Source organism: Allomuricauda sp. TY007 (assembly GCF_010468565.1).
Classification (GTDB): domain Bacteria; phylum Bacteroidota; class Bacteroidia; order Flavobacteriales; family Flavobacteriaceae; genus Flagellimonas.
Genome location: NZ_WUEG01000001.1, coordinates 258,106 through 276,881, shown reverse-complemented (window position 1 = coordinate 276,881; position 18,776 = coordinate 258,106). Strand labels below are relative to the sequence as shown.

Sequence of the window (18,776 nt, the reverse complement as noted above, 5' to 3'; positions counted from 1 at the left end):
AGTAGTAGGTTATGTTATTCTCTGTATAATGTAAAGTGGCCTACAAACTCTCTGAAGTCTTGTTCTCCTTCAAGTTTAACAACATACCAGTAATCTCCGGTAGGCAATGGTTTTCCGTCGTAATTACCGTCCCAACCTTTAACGTTTCGGGTCATCTCTTCCACTACTCTACCATAACGATCGTAAATCTTAATTAGTACATCTGGGAAGCCTTCAAGATTATCGGGTATCCATATATCATTACGGCCATCGCCATCTGGGGTGAAGAAGTTAGGGAACTCGATATCTATGAATTCCATAAAAATTTCAGCAGTGGCTTCACAACCGTTCTGATCTACCACAGTAACGGTATAGGTATCGGTTCTGTTGATATAGAACGTATTATCGGTTCCGTTATCAATGCCATTGAAGTAGAAGGTATAATCCTCCACACCACCTTCTGCAATTGCTGTAATTTGGTTAATGGTGCTGTTCTCCAAGCTTAGGACAAGTGGTTCGAATGTTTCAATGGTAAAGTCATAAGTGGTCATACATCCATTGGTATGTGCAATGGTAATGTAATGGTCGCCCGGTGTCATGTTGGTAAAATCAGCGGATAGTCGCATATCTGCTGGATCTGTCGAATCCAGGGCATACATTAGGTCCCCTGCAATGGATTCATCTTCTAGTACGATGTCCAAGTAATTATCAGGAATATTTTCGGTACACTCGTAAACAGGCGTTACGGTAGCTGCCAAGTTTACTCCTGGATCAATTTCTACAATTACGTTGGTTTCACAACCTTGGGCATCCCTTACAAATACTACATGCGTTCCTGCGGGCAAATCTTGGAACAAGACTTGATCTTGAACAAAGTTTGCATCGGCACTGGAATTCAGGCTTGTTTGGTAAGGAGCAGTACCTCCGGATATTTGAATTTCGAATGAACCATCTCCACTTTCAAAACATACCTCATCCATAATGTTGATGGCTTCGGCCACGACAGGTTCTGGTTGTGTAATCTCAAACTGGAAGGTAATGAAACATCCGTTCGCATCCTGAGCGATTACATCATAGATGCCGGGTTCTAGATCAGTAAATGTGTTCGTCGTATCAAACTGATCTAGATTAGGTGAAATAGCGTATTGGATTTCACCTGTTCCCCCCGACACTTCAACAGTAATTGTACCGTCATTCATTCCTGAACATGTAATATTGGTAAATTCTTCTCTATCTATCTGTAGTGGTGCTGGATCAACTATAGTAATTATAGAAGATACCTCAACACAGTCCTCACTGGTTACCCTTATGTAGTATTCACCAGCGGTCAATTCGTTGAATGTTCCATTGGTTTGCGGTCCATCTACCAAGTTGGTCAAGGCAGCATCGGCGAACAACTCATATCTGTAATTGCCCAAACCACCTGTTGCTTGTGCAATAATGGTAGCGGATGCTTCTCCCATACAGTTGATAATGGCCGCAGACTCGTCGATTTCCAGCATCAATTCCGGAACTTCGTCAACAGTTATTTGGTTTGATATCATGGCATCACAACCATTGGCATCACGCACATAATATTGATAAGTACCTGCACCAACATTGAATGTATGGGTGTCCCCACCGCTCATTGGGTTAAAGGTAACACCATCGGTACTATAAAAATAAGGTGCAGTACCTCCTGATGCCGTTAATTCCAGTTGAGCATCATCGTTACAGGTCATTCCGCTCAATTGTACCAAAGAAGCCATTACTTCGGATGGTTCAGTTATGGTTACTGGATCTGTTGTAAAACTACAGTTCCAACCATCGGTAATGGTGATGCTGTAGGTTCCGGCACCCAGATTATTGAATCTTGGGTTTCCTTGTTCACCAGAAGTAAACACAATGTTTGTTCCGGTTTCATCATAATAGTTCAACAGGTAGTTGTAAGAACCTTCACCCCCAGCAACATTGTACGCCCATACGGATGCACTTTCATCTCCAAAGCACAATAGGTCAATTGGAGCAGCATCAATGTCTGCAGTAATTGGATCTACAGGATTTAAGGTTAAAGAAGTATTATCAATAATTTCACAACCTTCACTATCGGTTACCCTTACTTCATAAGAACCAGCGGAAAGACCAGTGAACACATAACTATGTACATCGTTCATGGTGTAGGATTGTGTTGTGGTAATATTGGTCAATACTATATCGTAAGGAGCATAACCACCTGTCGGAGCAATGAGTACTTCACCCATATCACCTGTACAGGTAACGCTGGCCACCTGCTCTGGGACAACCGCCAATTCACTGTTTGGTGATATAATGGTAACGGAACCAGATTTAGCATCACAGAATGGCGCATCGGTAGCTTCTACTTCAACATAATAGTTACCACCTACCAAATCAGGATGGGTTATTGCCAATGATCCTGTTGATGTGTTTGCATTATCTGATACAATTAGGGTACCATCATTTCTGAACACTTCATAATTGTAAACTCCTGTATAGCCCGTTACATCAATTGTCAATTCTCCGGCATCATCAAAACAAACTGCCGGTGATGTGGCGGTGGCCGTTACATCTATAAGGTCATAAGGTTCGACGGTATGGGTGATAAACTCGTAGCATCCAGTACCATTATCCGTTACCTGAATGGTATAGTTTCCATGGTTAGGGAGTGTAAAAGTGGCCCTGTCAGCAGCTACATTTGGTTGTCTATCCCCAGTTTCCAAAACCTCAAATGTTAAATCATTAGGGGATGATTGACCACTGGCTATTACCGTGATTTCTTCTCCACTATTTGCACAAGTTATATCAACCACATTGGTTATGTCCAAATCCATTTGAGGTAATGGATCTATTGTTTGAGTAGGCAATGCATAGGTACATCCATTGCTGTCCCTTATAACTATATCATAATCATCGGCCACGGAGGTGTAATAAGTGAAGACATTTCCGCCGGTTGGCATAAAGGCACCACCATTTACACTGTAGAAGTAGTTTGGCGTACCACTAGTTGGGTCAATGGTTACTTCTATTTCGGCCTGTTGCGTTCCATTATTGGTATCACAAGCTAATTGAGTAGTTGTAGCCGTAGCGGTCAATGGATCAGGTTCCCCAACGGTTTCGGTTTTGACAGCCTCACACTCCCTTTCAGAAACAACGCGCACTTGGTAATCTCCTTCTGGTAGATTTTCGAACAATGGTTCATCTTGAAGGGGTCTGTTCGGTGCACCAGGACTCAAGCCAATCAATTCGTATTGGTATGGTGGATTCAGTGCAGTGGCTGGATCTAGATTGACCAAGATACTGCCATCACTGCCTCCAGCACAACTTACATCTACAATAGTTGCATCCTCTAGAACGGGATCAACCTTATCATCCAATGTTTGGCGTACTTCATAGGTACAAGGTTCGGAAGTATCCAAATCGGTGACTGTGAAAATATATTCACCCGGATTAGTCAGATTGGTGAAAATTCCATCATTATTGGTAGCTATAAACCCTAAAACAGAATGAGTGGCAGTGTATTCCAAGTTAGAGGAGCCACCTGTTACATTAATGGTGATTTGTCCACCTGGATTCATTGTACAATCAATAGGTTTAACCACGGTAGCATTGGCTGTCATGGCATTGGTCAGTTCCACGGTACCTGAAAGTATTACGGAACAGCCCCATTGATCGGTAATTTCAACCTTATAAGAGCCTGCGCCCAATCCAGAGAAAATGGTACTTGATTGTGGAGACCCAAAGTTGCTTCCATCCTTGATCAATTGGTAGCTATAGTTGCTTCCTTGTCCACCAGTAGTACCCACTACTTGGATTTCTCCTTGTAAATCAACACAATTGGACTGGTTGACTTGCAGTGTGGCCGTAATAGGGTCTGGAACGCTCAAGTCAACATCGGGTAACTGTGTAGCACATCCTTCTTGATCTATGATCCAAACCTCATAAGTACCTGCCGTAAGGTTTTCAATCTTAGGATTAGAGTCATAATCTGTAGGTCCTGTTGGAGAAGAAACACCTACATAATAGGAGTATCCTCCCCATCCACCAGAAGCTGTTATTTCAATAATACCATCGTTTCCAGGATTACAGGTTATCGGAGTTACAACCCTATTTCCTGTAATTGCCGCATTAGGTCCTGCAATGTTGAAGGCTTCCTCATTGGTACATTCTGGGAATGCATCTTGTGAAATGACCAAGCGGTAACTGCCTGTTGGCAAGCCACTATATGTTTCAGGGCCAGTGGTCGCTGAATTGTCTGAATGGACGTACACATCATCCGAAGGATCCACAGGCGTTCCATTGGTGTTGTAAATAGTCCAGTTAAATCCGCCCGTGTATGTGGCATCCACAAGTTCAAAGGTTACTTCGCCGGTAGCTGTGCCATAACAGATGACATTGCTTACCACATTTAGATCTATATCGAATGTATTGGGGTCGGTAATGGTTTCGGAAGTTGAAACCATACAACCTGTATCCTTATGGCGTACCAAGAAATTGTGGGTTCCTGCTATCAAACCAGTAAAATAGTTTTCATCTTGCCAGTTGGCACCGTTGTCGTCACTGTATTCAAAACGGGATGTGTCGCCTAAGGTCGATGTTACCGTAATGGTAATTTCCCCATCCATACCTGGTGTACAGCTTAATGGGTTTGTAATTGCAGCTACGGTATCGGTTATTTGATCATATGGAGCAATAACCGCTGTTGTTGTTCCTAGACAACCATTGTCATCATAAACATTTATGGTGTAGTTCCCTCCAGCTGTATCAGTTTCAATATATACGTTATTGTTATTGTCTTGAACTGTAGTTCCAGTATCTGTATTGATGAACTCATAGCGGACATAGTTGCCACTACCTCCTGTTATGGATGCTATATCCACAGTAATACTGGCATTGTTATCGTTATTACCCGTAGTACATACGAATTCCACTACGTCGGCAGTCAAAGCAATTGGGTCTGGTTCGGTAATGGTTACCGTTTCAGTATCGGCACAATTATTTGCTGCGGTAACCTGAATATCATAGGCAATTCCTGCTACGGAACCAGGTAGATTTTCAAAGATAGCTGTTGTGGCCGTTGAACTAGTAGGAGCAATCGGAGTACTGATAGAGCCATCTGAAGCTGCAATGATTTCGAAAGTATAAGGTCCAATACCGTTGTCCACAGCCTGTACGGAAATGGTTCCATCATCGGCACCATTACAACTAACATCTGTATAAGTATAAGTAAATGATGGATAGGGGGCTTCGGGCACATCTATGGTAACTGTTTTTGGACAGTTTGGCGGTGCTGTGCCCATATCAAAGACGATAACGTCATAACTTCCGGCAGCTCCTGCACCGTCCCAAACAAACTTGTTGGAAGCGTCAAGGGTCAAGGTGCTTTGGGGCATATCGTATGCCGTTCCCGGTCCATCTATGATAAATTCATAATTTCCTGATCCAGAAATCACTTCGATTTCCAATTCTGCATAAGCATTGGTGCCAGACTCGCAATCCAAAGCCACGGTTTGAATTACGTTGAATTCAAGTGGTGGATGGATGTCGAATGTTTCGGAATCAATACAACCGTTTAAGTCTCTTACCTCGATAGTCTGGTTATCGCCTGAACTCAATCCGGAAATCAGATATTGGTTGCTTCCATCAAAAGTAAAGTTCTGGAAGGCAGCACCATTTACACTGATTTGGAAAGGAGCCATGGCATCAGCTGGATTGTCCAAAGTAACCATTACTTCAAATAAACCTTCATCCACACATTCATCCACTACTGCAATGGATATTTCCGGGCTTGGGTCGAGAAGAACAGTTACAGGATCGCTCTGTATACAATCGTTGGCATCTTTTACGTAAACAATGTAATCTCCCGCCTCAACATTTATGGTTGTACTGCTTGTCCAGCCACTGTCAGCAGCCGTTGGTACAAACCCTGAAGAAGCCAAAATATATTGGAATTCATAGGGAGCTGTACCAAATTGAGCATTTGCTGTTATTACCCCAGCATTTGGGGTACAATTGTCATTGGTTGGAGATTCAGCGATTACCTCAAGCAATGTTGGTGATTGTTGTATTACAAAGGAGTCAGATGCTGAAACACAACCATTCTCATCTTCATAAAGAATATAATATTCACCTGGACTTAATCCTGTTGCCGTATCGGTTTCTGGACCACCAACAGCTCCAGAAATCGATCCTGTGATTCCAGTAGCAATGTTGGTTGTAGCATAGAAAATTTCATAGTTCACATTGGTTCCAACATAATCCCAAACAGTAAATTCGACACTACCATCGGCTGCACCAGTACAAGTAATATCAGTAGCAGTGTCAATTGATGAATCTAAGCTAGAAGTTGTTGAAACAGGAACAGTGGCTTCTTGAAGGTATTCACATTCCGTATCCTCATCATAAACGATAAATGTATAGGTAACTCCGGGTGTTAAACCAGTGAACAAATGGGAGTTATCAGGTGCAGGGGATACATCCTCAGGAAACCACGCAGGATCCGATGCGTTAAATGTAGGAGCTGGATATAGGGCAAAATAAAAAGTCCCTGTTCCAAGTGTTCCATTTAAAGCATCTGCCTCAACTAACATTTCACCACTACCAGGAGTACAACCAGCAGTGCCTTGTGTGGTTATCAACACATCGGGGCCAGTGGTTATGGTCACCGTTGAGATATTTTGACATCCATTGGAGTCAGTAACTACAACAGTATAATCACCAAAATCCAATCCAGTGAATGTGTGGTCATTGGTACCAGTAGATGTATCATAGGTTAGATTTACATTATAATCATTGTTAAATACCTCGTATATATAAGTTGGTGATCCTCCCGAGGCATTTACTGTAATGGTTCCTAGTTCTGTACCACTTGCCGCACAGGTTAAATTTGTATGTGTTGTGTTTGGAATGATGGCTGTCGGCTCAGAAATAACTACTGGGAATGGATCTGACACACAACCTTTGGCATCGGTTACAGTTACTTCGTAAGAACCGGCAGGTAATCCTGTAGTCTGGGTGCCGTAAACTGCACCACTAATGGTTTCTACGACATTGATTGTATAAGGCGGAACCCCCACGGAGGTGTCAATAACAATATCCAAAGCACCGGTACTTTCCCCATTACACAATATGTCGGTTGGCGTAACACTGCTTATCACAGGTTGGGAGGCAGGTGTTACCACAATACTGTTGGTCGTTGTTGTACAACCAGCAGAATCGGTTACAAGGAACGTATAGGTTCCATCTGTATTTGTGTTGAACACGTTGCCAGTAAATCCAGTTGAATTATAGGTAGTTCCGCCATCGTTGGACCATTGATAAGAGTAAGGAGTTGCACCTCCATTTGCAGTTATGGTAATAGTTGCATCGTCCAAACAAGTCAAATCGCTGTCGAGGAAGGCCGAGGCAGTCAAGGCAGGGTTGATTGTTGCTGTAGCCTGCTCATCACACCCATACCCATCACGAACATCAATGGTGTAAGTTCCTGCTGTTAAGTTCTCAAAAGTATAGGTTGTATCGGTTGGAGTAGAAGGTGTCATCCAAGCGCCACCATTTATACTAAACTGATAGTTTCCGTTACCGCTGGTTACATCTACTTGGATGCTGCCATCGTTGTTGCCACTATAACATAAGGTTGGTGTTACATCAAACGTAATATCGGCGGGGGGTACTACGGTTATGGTTCCGGTTACATCCTCACACATATTGGCATCCTGTACCCTTACCACATAATCGCCTGCGGCAAGTCCAGGGAACTCATTGGAAGATTGGTAGGTTACGATAGGCGTACCACTCGTATCTTCCAATTGATATTGATAGGCCGGTGTACCTCCCGTAGCAGTGGGGGTTATGGTTGCCCCACCATTGGTACAGGTTAACTCTGTAGTAACCGAGGCAGAAACATCAACCACATCGGGTTGTGTAAGATCTTGGGTCAGGACAACGGAACATGTAGGGTCTCTTAAATCTCTTATGTTGATGGTATGTGTTCCTGCTGCTAATCCAGTAATGGTTATTGGACTTGTGGTAGAAGTGGTAAACACACCACTATTGTCAATTTCATATTCAAAACCAAGACCTGAATCAAAGTTTTCGGCTTCAAAAGTGATAGTACCATCGGCATCGCCGTTACAAGTAATGTCCGTGTGGGCGGTAATGGCGGCATCAAAAGCATGGCCATCCTCAACATTGACATCCAATGTGATAGATCCACCACAAACTTCTGGAACTTGATATGCCTCAATGTCGTCTATGGCGATGTCGTTGCCATTGATTACAGCTGAGTTTGTTCTGATAACAATGTCCAGGTTTGTTTCTGCCCCAGGGTTCAGGTCAACAGAATAATTATGCCAATCATTTGCTCCTGTATTTTTAGGTACGCTTCCTGTTGTAGTGTTGGCAATAATATTACCTCCTGCATCGACCAATTGGATTTCGATAGAAGGGTCTCCTCCTCCGGTTCCACTTCTTAATAAGTTGAAAGCATGAAGAGACACGGTAATATCTCTGTTTGGAATTACCTCTACACCTGTTTTTTGGTAAACAATACCACCAACCCCGGCAACTCCACCTACATTGATGGCCAAGAATCTGCCATTGGCGATGCCAGTATGGTCGTTAGGGCTTAACCAAGAACTATAGGGGTTTACAATATTTTGAGTAACGGAATACTCTCCATCTTGAATATGGGTATCCGTTCCAAAACCGCATAGGCTTGTGCTACCATCTTGAGGCTCGTAACAATACGCAGGGTCAATCTCGGATATACTTGTATTTGGTCCTACCCCAAAGTTTTCGGAAAGCAAAATACTTGGACTTGGTGCCGAATTGCTTACATAGTTTACGGTAATGGTGTGGCTTCCCACAGCTACATCGCTAAATGTATTGGACGTACTTGGTGTGTTCGCAATTCCATCAATTTCATAGGTGTAGTCAAAGTCCGAACTGTCAGGTGTTACTGTAATTGTTCCTTCTCCATCGCATTCATAATCCACGGATGCGGTTGCATTGGGCGGAGTTGGTTCTGGGTCTATAGTAACCGTCATTGGATATGTACACATGTTGGCATCCCTTATATAAAGGGTGTGTGTTCCCGGAAGCAAGTAACCAATTGAAGTTGTATCGTATGTTGAGCCTCCATCAAAACTATATTCGTATGGAGCTGTTCCTCCAATGGCATTGGTAATTCTTACCTCAGCTCCCATACCAGGGTTACATTCTGCCAAGGCAGTAACTGCAGCAGAAGCAGAAAGGGTAATAGGCTCTGTAATGGAATATATTTGGGTTATTTCACAATTGTTGGCATCCCTTACGCGAATATTGTAACTACCAGCTGGTTGATTATAAAATGTATTGGAGGTTTGATATGTAGCACCATTGTCGATACTGTAAGTGTATGGTGCTTCTCCACCACTTGCTGTTATGGTAATTTGTGCTTGTGACTCACCACTACAAAGAATATCGGTATTGGTCACTGAAATGGCCAACGGATCATCTTGGACAATGGTAATGGGATAAACAGCTTCACAATAATCTGTTCCACCAGCATTGTCCCTTACATAGACATCATAATCGCCTGCAACAACACCTGTAATCGGGTTTGTTGGGGCAAAGTCCGTATCGGCTGGCGTTGCTCCGGCGGCTACCAAGGCATACACATAATTTCCATCTCCACCGGCAGCGGTAATGGTTACATCGGTATCCGTTCCACAAGCAGTAATGTTTGGAGCTGAAGCTACAACACTAAGTTCCGGATCTATGGTTATGGAAGCGGTATCGGTACAATCGTTACCGTCCCTAACCTCAATCGTGTAATCTCCTGGTGCAAGCCCAGTGAACACATTGTTCGTTCCAAAGGGCCCTCCGTTTAAGCTGTATTCAAAATTTCCGTCGCCACCATCAGTTACATTGGCAGTTAAAGTCAAACCTGTCGCATCGTCATAACAAATATCGTTGGGGACAATTTCTAGAACGGGTTCAACAGCCTCATTAATGGTGAATATATCCGTGAATTCACAACCGTTCGTGTCCGTAACTTTAAAGGTATAGTCGCCCCCAATGGTCAAATTACCGAACAAGCCGTTGGATTGTGGTGCCGGAGGAGTATAACCAGTAGGGCCGGAAATAATTTCGTAAGTATAGCTTCCCCATCCGCCTGTGGCCGTAATATTCACCGATCCATCTACTATACAAGTGGGCTGTTCAATTGTTAGTGTTGCGTCAATGGGTGATGGTGGAGCGTCAATAGTTACGGTTGCTGTATCGGTACAATTGGTTTCATTGTCTGTTACTGCAATGTTGTAAGTGCCAGCTTCCAAATTATTTATTGAAATGGTACCATCCGTTTGGGCAAATCCGGTATTGGAATATGCCGAAGGTCCTGTAATGGTATAATCATAAGAAGTATTAAATCCGGAAACCGTGAAAAGGGCTTCTCCATCTTCAGCATCAATACAGCTTATGTTGGCCACTGCTTGACCCACAACACCTATTGGCGTTGTGGGGGCAATGGTATAGCTTTCCGTGTAAACACATCCGGTAGCATCCGTAACCCTAAAAGTATAGGTGTCTGGATTTAGTCCGTTAAAAGTGGCGGTATCTCCAGAAGTGGTATTTGGGGCTATGGGAGAAGGTGCAATAATTTCGTAAACAAAGGCAGCTGTTCCTCCTGCAACGGATACTGTTACATCCGAAGTTTGATCGGGACATCCTGGAACCGTGGAATTGAAGACCAAGTCTGTTGGGGGATCCAATGGGGCTATTGTAATCGAATCTGAAAATGTACAACCATTGTCATCCCTAACAGTTACGGTATAGGTGCCATCTGTTAGATTGGAGAAAGTAGGCGAACTGTCAAAAGTCACCCCGTCTATGCTGTATTCGTAGGGGGCGGTACCACCTGTTACATTTTGGGCTTCGATAATACCGTCTTGCAAACAACTGTACTCTTGTACTATAACGGCATCTAAATCCAAGGCAGTTGTTGGTGCGTCGATACTGTGATATTCATAATAATCACAAGCGGCACTACCTTTTCGTTGGTTAATGACCACTACGTAATCGCCACTGGACAAGCCAGGAAAGTTTCCTGATGAGTTGGTGGCCAAGGCATTGGTAAAGTCGTAGTTTTCTTCGTCAAAACCTGTAGCGTCGAACAAATAATAAGTAAGCTGGTACCCATTATCGTCTACCAAATTAAAGGAAATTGTACCTGTAGACTCTCCGTAACATGATACATCTGTTACTGATGTTGCATTATACTCTGCAGCGGGTCTAAACTCTATGGTAACGGGATTGGAGATGTCGTAACAGTTGTTCCTGTCCACGACCACGTAGGTATATGTACCGGCTCCCGCAGCGCCAACTACGTCAAAAATTTGTTCGGTCTGGAATTCCGAGGCGGGTATATCTGCTACAGAGGGGTATGAAATTTGTGTGACCCCGTTTTTGTCCACAAAGGACCATATTGCATAAAGGTGAGGTGTTTTACCACCAGTAGAGGACATTAATATATTTCCTTCTTTACAGGTAATGTGCTGTGAAACCCTTGCGGTCAGTTCCAGGTTTGATTCATCAAGAATGGTGACCTGTTCCGTATAGGCACATCCATCGTCTGTTGATACGGCAACGTCATATACTCCGGGGTTAAGGTTGTCAAAGGTATAATTATTGTCTGTTGAGGGACCATGGGTATCCACCTCAACGCCACCTTGGGAGATGGTGTAATAGTATTGTGGTTCCACATCCAAAACGGAAATGGAAATTGCACCCAAATCGTTACAACTTGTATTTTGGGCGGTAATGTCCACTTGAAAATTCCTTTCGAGAATGCCAATGTTGTCCAATACAAACACACAGCCATCGGTTACGCCCTCTTGTCTCATTTCTACCATGTAAGCTCCATTTGTTGTAATATCGAAGCTTGGGCTTGGTCCGTAGGGAACCAATACATTGCCCGTGGCTTGGTCTACAAGTTGGTACTCATAGCTCAAAGGCATATTGGTTACCGTAATGTTTCCGGGAGTATTGCAAATAATATCTCTGGATGTGTATTGTGGGTCTAGCGGGTTTTTGTAGATATTGAAATAGAATCGACTAAAACATCCGTTCTGATAATTGATGACCAATCGGTACTGACCGGAATCCGAGGCTAAAAAGTCATTCCCCGTGTCAACCGTGTTCCAAGTACAACTGGCATTGGTGTTGGCACATCCATCGGTAGCTTCCGCACAGCTGGTTTCATCCAACTTTTCCCAAACAATGCTCTGGGCATCTGGAATGTTGATTTGAATGAGTTCGGTGTCATTTAATCCGCACAAGAAAATTTCCGGCAGTTCGCTACCATCGTTGGGACATACCAGAATATCTCCGTCTATGGTATTGGAGGTATCGTTGATCAAAGCCGTAATGGGATTGCTCTGTGTTTCACCAAAAAGTTCAACAACGATTATTTCAGCAAAATCCTTACAGGGGTCGGCAACTTGCTTATCCACAATGTAAGTTCCGGTTTCATCAACCAATATGGTACTTGGGTCGTTGTCTGAATCACTGTCCGTAATCACCGTATCGGTGCCAACATCAATAGTGTTGTTCCCGTTTTCGTCGCGGTACCAGATATAGTTGTCGAAATTGTCACCGGCATCTAAAAGCACATTTTCACCGCAGAGCTGAACGGTTCGTGTAAAGTTACAGGCACTAAGGTCATCCAAAAGGAAATTGGTGGCTCCGGGATAGGGAAAACCACAGCCGTCAAAATCGTACACACTGGGGTCGTCGGTTATGGGAGCGGTATTTATTTCACCACTATAAGTTGAATAAGCAAGATTTTCGATAATATCGGTACAGGCATCGATGAAGTCAAAACAGTTTTCAGCTACTTGTACCCGCATTCTAATACTATAAGGTCCATCATATTCTTCCACGTAATTATCGGGGATAGTAAAAACAATGGTCCGGGTTGCGGGGTCAAAAGTATAGGTTGTACCTGTTGGCATGGTTATACTGGACTCGTCGAGGGTTACATTGATAGGCAGTACGTCCCTGATGGTATAGCCTATTGCATCATCGTTGCCCACGTTTTCAAAAGTGAGGACATAGTCCAAGTATTGTCCTAAATGTACGCCTTGTCCTGTAATATCGTTCCCTGCAATATCCTCGACCGTTTTGGCCAAGTTGATCTTGGGCTCTATAATTTCTACATCCATTGAGGTGAAGAAAATGTCGTATTTATCTTGCGTGGACGAAGCCCTAAATGTGGCTCCCGTTTCATCATTGGGAATAACGGAATTGCTCGGGTTGGGAATGGTAAACATATCCACATCCCATCCTAAAGTGTTTTCACTATTGGGATTTCGGGTGGTTACAATACTACCTTCGTTGGTAATATTACTATTGAAAAAGTTATTGGAAGGGTTTGCGCTGTTGGACAATGTTGTAAAAGAACCATTGCTATCCGCCTTAAAGGCGAGTTGATCTCCTGTAATTCTATTGTCGCCCTCCAAGGTTGCCACGCCCAATTTTGCACGCACAGGAAAAGGAGGGGGCAGGGTGGTAAACCCACTAAAGGGAATGTCCACGGTTTCTCCGGACTTAACACCCGCATAACCATCAAAAGTAGTGATGAATTTACCTGGATAGGTCGGGTTTTCATAGACGACGACCATGGTCCATCCTCCAGAAACACCTCCTTGGATGGAGCTGCCGGAACTGGCCCTTACGTTGCCCACAAAATAATCGCCTTCCGGATTGGTGAGTCCAGTAACAATGGAAGTCACATCCTTATAACAGGCGTAAGGGGCATAGTACCCAAAATCGCCATCATTATAACCATCAAATAGGATTTCGTCCGCGGTCAAATCAACATAGGAACCGCCTGGAACCCTAAATTTTACTTGGTTTAAATCACTACGGTCACTATCAGTATAAACGGCAGACCAATACAGCCCGGCATACCTGATTTGTGAACAGCTGGGGTCTGGTACGGCCAATGTTGCACTACTGGAGCTGAATGTTGAAGGATCACCGTCAACATCAATGTACTGCATGTTCAACCTATCGTTGTACTCGGAACTGGTCCCTGTAAGGTTATAAGGGTCTTCAGGGCTTTCTGACGAGGTTTCCCTGTTGACAATATTGTTCGCAATAAACGTTATGTCACCTTTGAGTCTGTTTTCATAACGAACATCAAAGGTGTTTTTAATTTGTGAAATACCTGTATACGAAAACAAGAGTATACAGATTAATGTGCCCCACCTGAGTAGTGATTTTTTCATAGGATGGTGGTTTTTAAATGGTTGTGTTTGACTTGATTCGCATAATCCACATATCGTCGTTATACGAAGCGTTAAGTTTGGTATAGTAAGATGTTAAGGCGTTGTTCCATGTTTCGTGCTTTTTCAAATACACGTATCTGTGCTTATCCTCTGGGCTTATAAAATAGCTTGCATGTAACCCTCTTGCATTCAGTTCCTTTACAAACTCTTTGGCGCTTGATGAACTTTCAAAAACATTGGCAATGATGTAAAAGCCTTCTGGCAGTCCGTCAACGGATTGGGATCTGATCACAACATTGCGTTTTCCTTTGGAACTGTTGGCCACATTTTTGGACAATAGATTGTTTTCGTATTTGGAGCTACGCTTGTTGACGTCTCCAGAATATCCTGCTATTTGAGAATCACCATCGTTTACGTTCATTACCCAAGCATCGCCTTGGTATGTGCCGTTCATTTTGGTGTGGTAGGCTTCCAAAGCCTCTTTTTTGTTGCCAAAATCACCAATGTACACGTAGTTAAGACCGTTTTGCGGGTTTTGGAAATAATCTGCCTCAATTCCTTGAGCCCTAAGTTTTTCAATAAAAGCATTTACGTTGTTGGGGTCTCTAAAAACATTGGCAATCAAATAATGACCGCTTTCCACATTGGGTACGGCATGGGACTTGAATTTTGTCCTTTTACTCTTTGCTGGCCTGTACGTATTATCTTTTTCCGCCTTTGCATTTGAAGCATAGGTTGCTGCGGTATTATCCTTGGCCTCGTTGATCTTGATGACCTTTTTTGTTGAGGTGTTGTTGGACAGACCATGATTGGCCAAGGGCCGTTTTCTTTTGGTTACGATATCGGCACTGTCCATATTGGCGAAGTATACTTCCTTGGCTTTTTCTTCCAAGGCGGGGTTTTGACCTCGGGTTTCGCGTTGAACCATTTTCATAACGGTCTCAAAACGTCTTTCCAAATCCTTTTTACGAGTAGACTCTATGGAATCTTGGCGCATCAACAATTCATCCAGTATGGCGTCGTTTTCGGCCAGTTTGTCTTTTAACTGGGCAATTTCAAGGTCCTTATCGGTAATATTAAGACTGTCTTGTGGTACTTCTTCATCATTGGAAACCAATTCTTCCCCATCTGCTTCGAGCATTACACGATCTTCGGTAAGGTTGGGCGTAAAGGAGTATGCCAATGAGATTTCGTGGGTAACACCAAAGTTTTCAAATTCGTTGGAGAGGCCTTTTTCTACGGTATAACCCAGAGAGATGTTTTTGGTAAGATTAAAACCAAGTCCTGCCGATGCCCCATAAAAGTCGTCGTACCCTGCTTGCACCCAGCCTAATTTAGGTAGGTCAAGAATTAAGTTTCCACCTAACGTGATGTTTTCTTCACCTACTTTGCGCACTCTGGCCAAGGGCATTAAACGGGCACTTTCCATAATACCCCTTCCGTTTTCAAACTGATGGGTATATTGTAGGTGTCCGGAGTATGTTTTCTCGTTAAAGTCGGTTACAGATTCACTTGTTTTTAAGTTGTAATCGAACAGGTTTTCTGCAAAACCACCGATATCGAACTTTCCTATGGAAAAGTTGAATCCAGGTTGAAAGCTCACCAAGGAACTGCTTTCCAAATCGTTCAACACAGGATCAACATCAGCATAATTGGCCCTGTCTTGATTAAAGGCACTTTGATAGTAGCTTACATTGGCCCCGAAGGTAAATGTGCTCTTTTGGCTCAGGCGAACTCCGTAGGCATAATTGGCGTGTACACCAAAGTTGTTAAAAAGGCCTTCTCGGTTGGTAAATAAGCTAACACCAACACCACTTCTATCACTCACTCTACCACTATAGCTCAAGAAGTACACTTGGTTATTGTCTTTAAAAGATACCGACTGGTTTCTGTGGAAAAGGTTGATGTACGATTTGTCCTCCCTAACCGTGGAAAAAGTTGGGTTCAATAAGAACCTATTAAACTTTAAAAGGTTTTGGGAAGGGACGTTATAAGGCACATAGTTTCCTTCTTCCTGTCCTCTCATTCCAGAGAAGGCAAGTAGCAAGATGGCAAGTATTAGTAGAGGTTTCTTGGTTTGCATTGCTGCTTATTTAATAACAGTGATAGTTCCTTGTTTAAGGCTTTTGCCACCACGTGTAATCTTGTAATAGAAAATCATGCTTTGTTTGTTGAACGATGTGGTGGATTGTGGCCAATTGTTTTCATAGCCAGATTGGCTAAATACCTGTTCTCCCCGCTCATTAAAAATGGTGACAAGAACGTTGGGGTCTCTGGAATATGAGTTGGGCAACACCCATAAATCGTTAATACCATCGCCATTGGTGGTAATAACATTGGGTATGGCGAACATATCCCTGTAGGTCACAGTAATCACTTTGCTTATGGTACACGTTCCGAAGCTGGCAATCAACAGGTACTCCCCTTCTTCGGTAAAGTCATAATAACTGCTCGAAGAAATTAGGTTGTTACCGGCATCATACCATTCATAGGAATCTGCACCGCTTGCGGTAAGAGTTTGGGTCTCTCCCTCAATAATGATGAGGTCTTTGGATTTATCCAAAACCAATAGTGATTCATCAAAGGCACTAATGGTTACTTCGTTGGATATCAATGCACATTCGTTGGAAGTAATAACAAGTTGGTAAACACCTGTTTCCGTAACGGTTAAACTCTGGGAAGATGAATCAATTGTATTACCATCTTTCTTCCATTTAAAGGATTCATTGGTTAGGTCTGAAGTGCTCTCAAGTACTATGGCTTCGCCTCCTTCACACAGCACAGTGCCATTGGCCGTTATTTGGAGTGTTTCGTTGGATGCCAACTTTACCTGTAGGCTGTTGGACAATGCCTCAAAAGCATCAATAGAACCAAACAAAGTGTATTCGCCATTGTCCTCTTGGTTGGATATGGTGATGGTTTTTGATGTTTCACCAGAAATATCGATACCGTTCAACTTCCATTGATAGTTGAATGAATTTTGTAAATCTGCGGTCACATTGGTAGTGGTGCCGTTATCACTTACAGCATTAATAGCAGTAAGGCTTAAAGTAGCATCGGTATTTTCGCAAGAGGAATATGTTCCAATATAGTCTACCACAAACTCAAAAGCGTCGGGCGATACAATTGTAATTTTTGTTGAAGCAACAGGAGCAGGGCTACAAGAACCGCCATTTTCCGTAACCTCTACGTGGTATTCCCCTATTTCATTAATAGTCAATTCGTTACTCGTCGCCTCCGAGATGGCAGTACCATTCTTGAACCATTGGAATGTTGCACTTGATGCCGTAGTGCTAACGGACAATGTTTTGGTCTGCGAAGGAAGCAGCACAATGTTTTCTTCATTGTTCAGGGTAATATCAAAAGAACCTGTGCCCGAAATAGTTACAGGGTCGGATAGTTCTGTACAAATCCCGTAACCGGATACTTCCACCTCATAAGAACCTTCAAAACCGCTAATTCCCGCATCAACAGTAAATGTACTGGCATCTACGGTTGGTCCGCTTACAATGCTTCCGTCTTTGTACCAAGTATAGGTAAGTCCTTCTCCACTTATGCTGGACTCCAGTATATGTGTTTCCCCAGGACATATTTGCACATTGCTTTCACCATTTATGGCCAAACCGGAACTTGTTCCTGTAGAAATTTCAATGGTGTTGGATAAGGTGTTGGCCGTGCCCGAGCAATCACCATAATCCAGTTCCACATAATATATGCCCGGTTCAGAAACGGTGATGCTTTCTGATTTTTCCGCAAGCAACGTACCACTACGGTACCAATTGTAAATGTAGTTCGCGGCATTGGGGATGTTATGTGGCTTTAAGGTTACGGAACCTCCGCCGCATAATTGAATAAGGCCTCCTGAAGGAATGTTTCCACTTCCATTTTGACTGATCAATAACGGTGAATTGTAGTCGATATAGTACATGGAAAAGGCCTCAGAAGCCGGGCTTGTTTTTGCGGGAGAGGTACTCCGTACTCTCATTTTAAAGTTATCCCCCCTCATATCAGTAGGAAGGGCAAACTTGAATTCAAAATCGAAAATTGTGTTCTTGTCGCTAACTCGGGCCAGTTCAATGGGTGAAGAAAAGTATCCGTCGGCATCCGATAGCTCTAGCACAAACTCGTTGTTGCTATCCACCATAGGTGGGTCCCAATTAAAACTTACAAAGTATTCATTGAAACCATTGGAAGCGCAAACAGCTGTCCATGCTGTATTTCCCCCAAGGTTGGGGTTGGCTGCTGGCTCGGGTTTGTAGAGTATTTGAGCTTGCGCACCAAAAGCACCAAGCAGCATAAAAGCCAAGGCCAGAACAAGAATGCTATACGTTGAATTACTTTTTTTCATCACCGTTAGTATTTAAGAGGTTATGGGCCATAAGCCCTGTTAGTTTGTGCCCCTTAATTGTAATTCGTTCAAAAAGACGTTGTTCAGGCGTCCCTTTTTCATATAGTATTCAATAACAAATATGTCTCTAATTTCGACGAAAGGAAAGATATTGTTGTAGGCTATACCCAAAGTGTTGTGAAATC

General features: G+C 43.2%; 3 protein-coding genes. All 3 read right to left on the bottom strand.

What is annotated here, in order from left to right:
• Window positions 1-14: 14 nt before the first annotated feature.
• Genes GO009_RS01245 through GO009_RS01235 form a run of 3 tightly spaced genes read right to left on the bottom strand, consistent with a single transcriptional unit; the run spans window position 15 to window position 18,591 of the window.
• Window positions 15-14,243, bottom strand: coding sequence for a T9SS type B sorting domain-containing protein (locus GO009_RS01245; RefSeq protein ID WP_163624328.1), 14,229 nt, complete (start codon window positions 14,241-14,243; stop codon window positions 15-17).
• A 13-nt stretch (window positions 14,244-14,256) separates the two neighbouring features.
• Window positions 14,257-16,326: a PorP/SprF family type IX secretion system membrane protein gene (locus GO009_RS01240; RefSeq protein WP_163624327.1), complete on the bottom strand. Its 2,070-nt coding sequence runs from the start codon at window positions 16,324-16,326 to the stop codon at window positions 14,257-14,259.
• Between the two features lie 6 nt (window positions 16,327-16,332).
• On the bottom strand, window positions 16,333-18,591 hold the full coding sequence (locus GO009_RS01235; RefSeq protein WP_163624326.1) for a gliding motility-associated C-terminal domain-containing protein: 2,259 nt from the start codon (window positions 18,589-18,591) through the stop codon (window positions 16,333-16,335).
• Between the last annotated feature and the right edge of the window lie 185 nt (window positions 18,592-18,776).

What these genes read in the sequence shown, in the direction of transcription:
- GO009_RS01245 (WP_163624328.1), bottom strand. Translation starts at nt 14,243, where the DNA reads ATGAAAAAATCACTACTCAGGTGGGGCACATTAATCTGTATACTCTTG.
- GO009_RS01235 (WP_163624326.1), bottom strand. Translation starts at nt 18,591, where the DNA reads ATGAAAAAAAGTAATTCAACGTATAGCATTCTTGTTCTGGCCTTGGCT.
- GO009_RS01240 (WP_163624327.1), bottom strand. Translation starts at nt 16,326, where the DNA reads ATGCAAACCAAGAAACCTCTACTAATACTTGCCATCTTGCTACTTGCC.